Annotated in this window: 10 protein-coding genes; all 10 read right to left on the bottom strand. The window is 70.6% G+C overall.

Features of this window, described 5'->3' with window-relative positions; translation table 11 throughout:
• Nucleotides 1-1091, bottom strand: a 1091-nt coding sequence (locus WD271_05205) for a DUF2142 domain-containing protein (GenBank protein MEX1007225.1), incomplete at its 3' end; no start/stop codon positions are given.
• Nucleotides 1092-1107: 16 nt separating this feature from the next.
• Nucleotides 1108-1563 carry a universal stress protein gene (locus WD271_05200; protein ID MEX1007224.1) on the bottom strand — a complete coding sequence of 152 codons (456 nt, stop codon included), beginning with the start codon at nucleotides 1561-1563 and terminating at the stop codon, nucleotides 1108-1110.
• A 103-nt stretch (nucleotides 1564-1666) separates the two neighbouring features.
• Entirely contained in the window at nucleotides 1667-2599 is a 933-nt protein-coding gene (locus WD271_05195; protein MEX1007223.1) for a hypothetical protein, read from the bottom strand.
• Entirely contained in the window at nucleotides 2596-3024 is a 429-nt protein-coding gene (locus tag WD271_05190; GenBank protein MEX1007222.1) for a pilus assembly protein TadG-related protein, read from the bottom strand. Before WD271_05190 ends, WD271_05195 begins: the two co-directional genes overlap by 4 nt.
• The gene (locus tag WD271_05185) at nucleotides 3021-3446 is read right to left on the bottom strand and encodes a hypothetical protein (protein MEX1007221.1); all 426 of its coding nucleotides are present in this window, start codon (nucleotides 3444-3446) and stop codon (nucleotides 3021-3023) included. Before WD271_05185 ends, WD271_05190 begins: the two co-directional genes overlap by 4 nt.
• Nucleotides 3443-3799: a hypothetical protein gene (locus WD271_05180; protein MEX1007220.1), complete on the bottom strand. Its 357-nt coding sequence runs from the start codon at nucleotides 3797-3799 to the stop codon at nucleotides 3443-3445. Before WD271_05180 ends, WD271_05185 begins: the two co-directional genes overlap by 4 nt.
• Before the next feature lie 17 nt (nucleotides 3800-3816).
• The gene (locus WD271_05175; GenBank protein MEX1007219.1) at nucleotides 3817-3942 is read right to left on the bottom strand and encodes a hypothetical protein; all 126 of its coding nucleotides are present in this window, start codon (nucleotides 3940-3942) and stop codon (nucleotides 3817-3819) included.
• 114 nt (nucleotides 3943-4056) lie between these two features.
• Entirely contained in the window at nucleotides 4057-5004 is a 948-nt protein-coding gene (locus WD271_05170; GenBank protein MEX1007218.1) for a type II secretion system F family protein, read from the bottom strand.
• Nucleotides 5001-5894 carry a hypothetical protein gene (locus WD271_05165; protein ID MEX1007217.1) on the bottom strand — a complete coding sequence of 298 codons (894 nt, stop codon included), beginning with the start codon at nucleotides 5892-5894 and terminating at the stop codon, nucleotides 5001-5003. Before WD271_05165 ends, WD271_05170 begins: the two co-directional genes overlap by 4 nt.
• Nucleotides 5891-6525 (bottom strand): ATPase, T2SS/T4P/T4SS family (locus WD271_05160; GenBank protein MEX1007216.1); only part of this gene is annotated, 635 nt, incomplete at its 5' end. The genes WD271_05165 and WD271_05160, both read right to left, overlap by 4 nt.

Below are 6525 nucleotides of genomic sequence, written 5' to 3'. Positions count from 1 at the left end.
AAGAGCACGACCGCGACCACGATCACGGCGCCCGGCCAGTTCGTGACCGAGGGCCCCACCCCCCAGAGTCCCTTCAACCAATCCCAGAACTGATCGGGGACGGTACGGGCGGCGTCGGCCACGAAGTGCCACGGAGCAGTGAACAGGTCGTGCTTGCGCGCCGGTGGATCGGGCCGGGCGCCGAACAACGTGGCATCGGTCCGCCAAACGCCGCCGACGATCTCGTTCCAGACAAGGGTCACCACCACACCCACCGCGGCGGCGGGGGCGAGCCCCCAGAGCTTGGCGCGTCGCTCCCGGGATCCGAGGAGTGGCAGCAAGTAGCAGCCCGCGACCACGACGTACGCGGGCTTGCACACGCCGAGCAGCGCGCTCAACAGCGCGGCTTCGACGACGAGATGTCGTGGGGTCGCGCCCGCGGGAGGATCGAGCGCGCGCAGCGCCGAGGACACGACGAGGAGCGCCACCGCAGTGGTGAACGCGTCCGGCGAGAGCGACGACGCCGATTGGAACACTGCCACCGGGATCAGCGCGGTCGCGACGAGTGCCCACCGCGCGCGCGGTGCGCGCCGGATCGCGAACGCGACGATGGTCACGTACGCAGCCAGCAAGGCGATGCGGCCGGCAAGCAACATCCCTCCCGCGCCCGCACCGACCTCCCGTGCGGCGAGGATCGCCAGCACTTGCGGGGCGTAGGGCACGGGTGACCCGAAAGTGGAGAAGGTCTCCGGCGCGTCCGCCTTCGAGGAGCAGCGCCGCTGCCGGGCGCTCGGAAGGGTGGGCAGCTCGACCCCTGCGAGCGCCTCGAGATGCTTCAGGTACGAAGCCTTGTAGCGCTCGACGTCGGAGACGAGATCTTTCGGCGCGCAGAACCCGCTGAAGTCGGAGCCGGCGATCTTCTCGGGCACGAACTGCCCGGTAGAGATCTGGTACGAGCGGTAGAAGTGTGCAGGCTCGTCGGTCCCGCCGAAGTACGGCACCACGACGACGAGGTAGCCGCCGACGACGACAGCCAGCAGCAGGAACGTGTGGAGCGGGTCGCGAAAGATCGCGACCAACCTCTTCGTCGGCCGCTCCACCGGCCGTTCCATCAGGTCAGTGCGCGGGTCACTGCGTGTCGAGGATGAGCACGCTGCACGGTGAGTGGTGCGACACCGTGTTCGGGACGCTGCCGAGGAAGCGGCGGCCGCCCTGCATGCCCTTGTTGCCGACGACGATGAGATCGGCCTGCAAGTGAGCGGCGAGGTCGCACAGCACCTCGGCCGGGCTGCCGAACCGGGCGTGGGTCTCGATCGTGACGCCCTCACGCGCCGCGTCGCGGGCCGACTGCTCGAGGGTGCCCTCGAGCTGCTGCCGGGCCTCTTGCTCCCACTCCAGCCCGGCGGCAGAGCCGCTCGCCACCGCCATCTCCGAGGACGCGATCGCGGTGGCCGCCATGGGCTTCTGCACGCTCACGATGTGCAGCGTGGCGCCGCTCTGCGAGGCGGCGAGGTCGGCGGCGGTCACGACCGCGCGCATGGCGCCCTCGCTGCCGTCGGTCCCCACGACGATCGTCTTGAACATAGGACTCTTCTCCGCTCTCGGCGCAGCTCCGCTGCGCCGGGCCGCTCGGCCACGGCCCGCTGCGCCGCAGGGTACCTGCGGCGCAGTCGCTCGCCTCCGGACGCTAGCGCCGCCCCGGGGTGGTCCGCAGCACCGCCCGGATCTCGGCGACGTGGTACGGCACTCGCTCGGGGAGCGTGACGGTGCCGAGCTCCTGGTTGGCGAGCTCGAGGCCATCGAACGAGATGCGCGCCCGGCCTTCCCACACGACGAAGAGCTCGACGACGTAGTTGCCGCGACGCAGGAACGTGACGGGCACGGGCGCGCCGGCGCTGCCGGGATCGGGACCGACGAGCGTGGTTCCCTCGCCGAACGACCACGCGTACGCGATCGGGTGAGCGACGACCCTCACGTCGAACCCACGCAACGAGACGCTCGCGATCGTGTCGGGCACCGCGTTTCCCCAGAAGAAGGTGGCGAGGCGCGTGATGCCGGGCCAACCGGGTGTGCCGGGTGGGCTCGCGTGCACGGCAGTGCGCGGGAGCGGCGTCTCCTGCCAGATCTCGGCCGGCGACGGAGGCTCGCCGAGGAGCGGGGCCCCGGGCCGGACGCAGCGCGGTACTGAAAGGACGAGGTTCGGTGCGGAACCGATCTCCGTGACGAAGTCTCCGACGACGAACGCGCCAGGCGGGACGAGCGCGGGGTCGTCGAGCGCCATCACACCGGGCGGGACGAGCGGCACGCCGGGCCCGATCACCTGGTGGGCCGTCACGGCCGTAGGACCGGGAATCGGAAATGCATGACCCGCGAGCTCGGGCGGCACTCCTCCCGCGAGGTGGACGCAGACCATGCCCGACGCCTGCCGCTGCCAGCTGAAGAGCGACTGCACCGAGGGCGCGCGTGCCGGCAATCCCCCGCCGGGAAACGAGCCGGCACCGAGGTCGCGCGCCGTTGCGCGCACGTATCCGGGCCTCAGCTCTCCGCCACCGGTCTGTGCGTCGGCGCGCCCCGCCCCCAGACCAACCGAGACGACGACGAGGAGCACGACGAGCTTCACAACGAACGCCGAGGGATGGCGGTAGCGACCACTTCCACGTCGAAGTCGCCATGACCGAAGAGGCCGAGGAGCGTGAAACCGACGCGACCGCGCACGATGACGGTGACCGACTCCTCGGTGGCGAGCACGTCAGCGCCGCGCCGCGCGGCCTGGTCAGGCTGCCCGGCGAGACTCGCCCGAGCGCGGTGCTCGGCGATTGCCGGCACGAGCGCGATGACCTCCGACTTGCGGTACCGCCCTTCGTCGATCGCCGAGGCGCCGGCCAGCGCGGCCGCGTCGGCGCCGGACGCCAGCGCGCGACGCGCGGAGAACGACCTCCAGAGGTCGACGCTGATGCCGCCGAGTGCGAACAGCATCACGCAGAGGCCGAGCAACCAGAGCGTCACGGCGCCCCGCTCGCGGGCCGGTTGGCCGAGATGGCTCACCGTGCGCTCCCGTAGCGATCCACCGGCTGGCGATGCCGAGCGGTCCAGCCCCACTCACCGACGCTGCCGAGCGCGGGCAGGTGGACCGCGGGCATGCGCACGGAGACGCTCACCTGGACATCACTTCCCGGCGCGAGGGCCGCGTTCGGCGCGCAGTCGAGCTCGACGTGCATGTCGGCCGGCGCGAGACCCAGGTTGGCACCCATCATCCCGGCGAGACCGTTCGCGAGGATCGTGTTACACCAGCCGTCGCGCGCGACCGCCCTGCCGACCTCGCGAGCGATCGCGCGGGCCGTCGTCTGGCGTTCTGACCAGGCCGAGATCGTCAGCACCACGACCACGACCGGCAACAGGAGCACACCGATGCCCAACGCGAGCTCCGTCGCGACGAAGCCGCCTTCGCTGCTGACCGCTCTCCTCACGGGCTGTGCTCCTTGACCGCGGTACCAACGAGGGAGAACGACCAGTCGGGAACGACGCCGGGGAGCCAGCCATGGAGGACGACTGTCGCCCGCGCGCGGATCGTGCCGAGGTCGGCGACACAGTCGACGTGTACACCCGCCCGCATCGCGCCGCCGAGCAGGTCGTCGAGGGCATCCTTCGCCCGGCGCTCGCACTCCCCGACCGAAGAGTCGATCGGCGCCCCGGCTCGCGCACCCTCGTCGACCGCGGCGCGGATCGCGCCTCTGGCATACAGGTCGACGACGAAGTTCGCGAGCATGACGAACACGAACAGCGACAGCGCGGTCGCCATCACGAACTGCACCGTCGTCATGCCGGCGTCGTGCGCCGTCAGACGCGGAGCTGACCTCGGATCCAGTCGACGATGTCGAGCCCGAGCGTCTGGAGTACGGCCCAGATCGCGACCAGCGCCGCGATTCCCAGGGCCGCATTCCCGAGCAGCTCGGCGGTCGTCATGCCCGCCTCTCCGCTCTCTCGACGCGAAGCCATCCAGGCATACCAGCGAACGATCATCCTGCGCTCTCCTTATTCTCCGGGATCGGGTGTCTGTGACTTCCGGGCAACTCGCCATCACCGGCTCCCGAAGACGATCGAAGGGAGTGGCGCGGCGATGAACAGCAACATCACGGGCGCGAGCACCGCGATCGTCGGCACGAGCATGGCGGCGCGGCGTCTCGTGGCGGACTTGCGGATCTCCTCGCGCCGCGCGTCGCGGAGGTCTTCGCTGAGCGCCCGAAGCCCAGCCGCGAGGTCGACACCGCGCTCGGCGCCTGCGGCGAACAGCTTGTATGTGCGCGCAGCGGCCGGTTCGGGCGTGAGCTCGGCCGCGCGCCGGAAGGCCGCGGGCTCGGCCGTGCCGCGCCGGACCGCGGTGAGCACCGCGCGGAGCTCCTCCACGACCACGCCCGAACCGCGGTCGATGAGTCGCTGCACCGCCTGAATCGGACCTGCGCCGGTGCGGACGTTCATCGCGAGGAGTTGGTTCACCGTGTAGAGCTCGAGCCGGATGCGCTCAGCTCGGTCACGAATCGCGCGGTCGATTCGGCCGCGCGATCGCGACGCGCCGAACACCGCACCGCACGCCGCGAGCCCGAGCGTGGCAAGAGGAGAGTGAAACACGACGATGCCGAACCCGACCCCGGCAGCGCCGAACAGGGCCAACCGGGTGACGACGCCCGTGCGGTAGTCGGCGGGCGATACGCCGACGTACCCCGCCTGCCGGAGTGAGAGCGCGAGCGACTCGTCTTCACGCCGCTCGACGACGCGTCCCACTCGCGCCGCGAGCGCGAGCAACGGCGGCGCGACAAGGCGGTACATCCAGCCGCCGCGCGTCTGATGAGAGGGCTGCAGGAGCGCGGCAATGTCGGCGTCGCCACGCACGCGCGTGCGTGTGACCACCGTGTACGGACGAACCCGCGGCGCCAGGCGAGGGGCAGGCCGGACGACGAGGGCAGCCGCACCCGCCGCCGCGAGCCCGGTTCCCGCTACGGCGATCGCGAGGAGGAACCCGTCGGTCACGCGACGTCCACCGCAGTGACGCGCGCACCGCCGAGTACTCGCTGCTCCTGCTGCGATCGCCCGAGATGACTGATCCAGACATACCCGACGGCACTGAGAGCGCCACCGACGAGCACGACGAGCAGGCCGGCGGTCGATGCGTAGAAATCGCGGAACGCGCCTCCGCGCAACGTGAGCGCCACCAACACGAACCACGGGAGGACGAGCACGGCTCGCGCGTTGATCTTCATCTCGAGGCCTTCGGTCTCGATCTCGTCGAGCACCTTCAGGTCTTTCGTGGTCGCGATCACGAGATCCTCGAGAATCTCCTTCACGATCTGACCGCCGCGCTCCGACGCGAGGATCAGGACTTCGATGACGCGGTCGCTCGTGGGATCGGCGACCTCTTCTCTGATCACTTCGAGTGCGGGCACCGGGCCGAGCATCCGCGAGTTCGACGCGAAGCGTGCGAACGCCGCGCGCAGCGGGGCGGGACCCGTCGTGGCCAGCTCGACCAGTGCTCCGGTGAGCGATCGGCCGGAAGCGATCGATGCGCCGAGATCGCGCAACCCGTCGGGCCACGCTGCCTGCACTTCACGAAGCCGCGCAGTGCGGCGGCTCGCGTAGTACGCGCGCGGCAGCGACGCGACCGCGACGGCCGGGACGACCGCGACGAGAACGGTGCCGGTGACCAGTGTGCCCACGACGAGCGCGACCAGCCCCACGAGCACCGAGCCGGCCCAGAACTGGAGGGGCGTGAGCGCGGCGCCGGCTTGCGCGAGCCAGAGCTGCTGCGCGGTGACGGTCGGCCGTTCCTGACGCCAGCGATGCAGGCGCACCGGTTGGCCCACGAGGTAACCCGCAATGAAGTAGCACGACACGCCAATGCAGAACGCGGCAGCAAAGCTCACGATTGCCGCTCCGCGCCGGAGACGATCGCGTGGAGTTGTACTTCGGGCAGCACGCGGGCGAGACGCTCCTCGAGTCGCGACGGGAACGCACCCGTCCACCGCAGCGGCGCGCCGATCGCGTCGCGCACGAACAGCGGCTCCACGGTGAAGTCGTTTCGCAGCGCCGGGACGACCGCAACGATCTCCATCACCTGCCGGCGCAGCGCATCGGCGTCGCCACTCACGATGTCGTCGCGGTCGACGTGGATCACGACGTCGAGCGACTCGGAGAAGACCTTGCGCACGATCCGTTCGGTCACGTTCTCGCCTGCCATCAGCGCGGCGTTGACCAGCGCGTCCAACGCCTCGGCGGCACTGTTGGCGTGGACCGTGCACAAGAACCCGCAGCCCGCGTTCACCGCTCGGGTGAGCTCGAATGCCTCGGCGCCACGCACCTCGCCGACGACGATCCGATCGGGTCGCATCGCGAGCACGAACTTGACCAGGTCGCGCATGCTGATCTCGCCCGTGCCGTCGAGCGCAGGCGGACGGACCTCATAGTACGAACCGTGGGTGATCGGCACCGCCAGCTCGCGGATCTCCTCGCAGGACCGCACGCAATGGCTGGGGGGCGCCGCCGCGAGCAGCGCGG

It is taken from the genome of Acidimicrobiia bacterium, from assembly GCA_040880805.1.
GTDB lineage: Bacteria > Actinomycetota > Acidimicrobiia > IMCC26256 > DASPTH01 > DASPTH01.
This window is presented reverse-complemented; position numbering and strand designations above follow the sequence as displayed.